The sequence below is a fragment of the Mesobacillus boroniphilus JCM 21738 genome (assembly GCF_000517385.1).
Taxonomy (GTDB): domain Bacteria; phylum Bacillota; class Bacilli; order Bacillales; family Cytobacillaceae; genus Mesobacillus; species Mesobacillus boroniphilus.
This window is the reverse complement of record NZ_BAUW01000202.1, coordinates 1-1,752: the sequence shown is the minus strand read 5'-3', so window position 1 is coordinate 1,752 and position 1,752 is coordinate 1. Positions and strand designations below refer to the sequence as shown.

At 32.0% G+C, this 1,752-nt stretch carries 1 protein-coding gene; it reads left to right on the top strand.

What is annotated here, in order from left to right:
- The first annotated feature begins 231 nt into the window (after window positions 1-231).
- The gene (locus JCM21738_RS21765; RefSeq protein ID WP_023627844.1) at window positions 232-777 is read left to right on the top strand and encodes a short-chain dehydrogenase; all 546 of its coding nucleotides are present in this window, start codon (window positions 232-234) and stop codon (window positions 775-777) included.
- Window positions 778-1,752: the final 975 nt, after the last annotated feature.

Genomic DNA, 1,752 nt, shown 5'->3' with positions numbered 1-1,752 from the left:
TCAAGTATTAAAATAACTCTTGGTGATTTTCAACCGGTCTATCCTAATTTTTGTAAAATGTAACTTTCAACCTATTTGCTGTATTTTTTTGACAATTTTCACTATATTTTTCCTATTTTTTAATAATTATCATACAAATATTGCTAATTATTTGCACTTAAAATTCTTTTTTTTAAAATAGTAAAATACTTACTTATAAGTTTAGATATTTAAAATAATAAGGAGGTTCTTATGAAAAATGCTTTAGTGGTGGGTGGCACTGGAATGTTATCTAATGTATCTTTATGGTTAGCTGAAAAAGGTTATCATGTTTCTGTAATTGGTAGAAACCCCGAAAAAATGAATTTATTATTAGAAAAAGGTTTAGCTCATTATCGCATCACCCCTATGTTAGTTGACTATAGAAATGATGAAGAATTAAGAAACCATATAAAATCTTTTCAAGAAAAAAATGGAAAAATTGACTTGGTTGTCGCATGGATACATTCAATTGCAGCAAATGCATTAAATATTATCATTGAAGAGATTAACGTTGATAACCAAAATTGGTCGTTATTTCACATATTGGGAAGTAGTGCTGATTTAAACGAAATAAAACGAAGAACCGTTTTGAGTGGATATAAATATCATCAAGTTCAGTTAGGATTTATTAACCAAAATGGCTTCTCTAGATGGTTAACACACGAGGAAATATCTAATGGTGTGATTAATTCAATTTTAAAAGATAAACCTTTGAGTATTATTGGTACAACAAATGCTAATAAACAACTACCCTAAGCGATGGGAGGAAATATTCTAAGATCTCGTAATGAACGCAGCCATGATTGACCGGCTCACTCACCGGCTTATCTCGTTAATATGAATCGGAAATTCCTACCGAATGAAACTGGTAAAAGCAAAAGAAGACACTCGTTTCTTCCGCATCAATGAAGTGAAATGTAATGAAGAACTTGTCTGCGAATGGATGGGCAAAAGCAAAGTGGGACGTGCTCAGGAAACAGCAAATTGTAGATGAGGAATCTGTTGAAAAGAGTGCTAGGAGTCTGTCCGATGAAAATTTTTTAGCGTATAATTATGCGAGAATTCTTCATATTCATCCGTTTTTATTGTATAAAAACATATATTTTGAATAAAAATACGTGGATTTCACTCCGTCAGACAGACTCCTAGACGATCAAAGGTTCTGAGCCTGAAAAGGGTCTCTTTTTTTATACGGGACTGACATATTGGTGGATAACAACAACTCCAAATGACATGGCGGTTCCGAGTCTAATTGCCACCGACAGTGTCGTTTCCGAAATTCCCGTCATTGAAAATTTCTGCGGACACTATTAATGAAATATCATCATTTACGATAAAATCATCTTTAGTCCACTTCAACTCTATTCCTCCAATACATAATAAAATATATCAAATGCCTGATAATTCTATTTTAGTGATTTTTTAAAAACATCCAAAATTCCCTGTCAGAAACATCTATACCACTATTAGCTTTTTGTAAATTCTCACGAAAGGCCTCCAGTTTGACTTTTTTAATGCTATTACTGAACTTAGAAAGACTTTTCGTTTTCTGAAAATCTAGCCCATTCAAGAATAATACGTGTGTTATTTATTTCGTTAGTGCTTATTGGCCCTGTAATAAGAGCAAAAGCATCAGTATCAATATTAAAAATACTCGAATTATTAAAATCCTCCCAAGCTGCTTGTATTACTTCACCAAAGGTTTCATTTTTTCAGTAATACTTATATTAT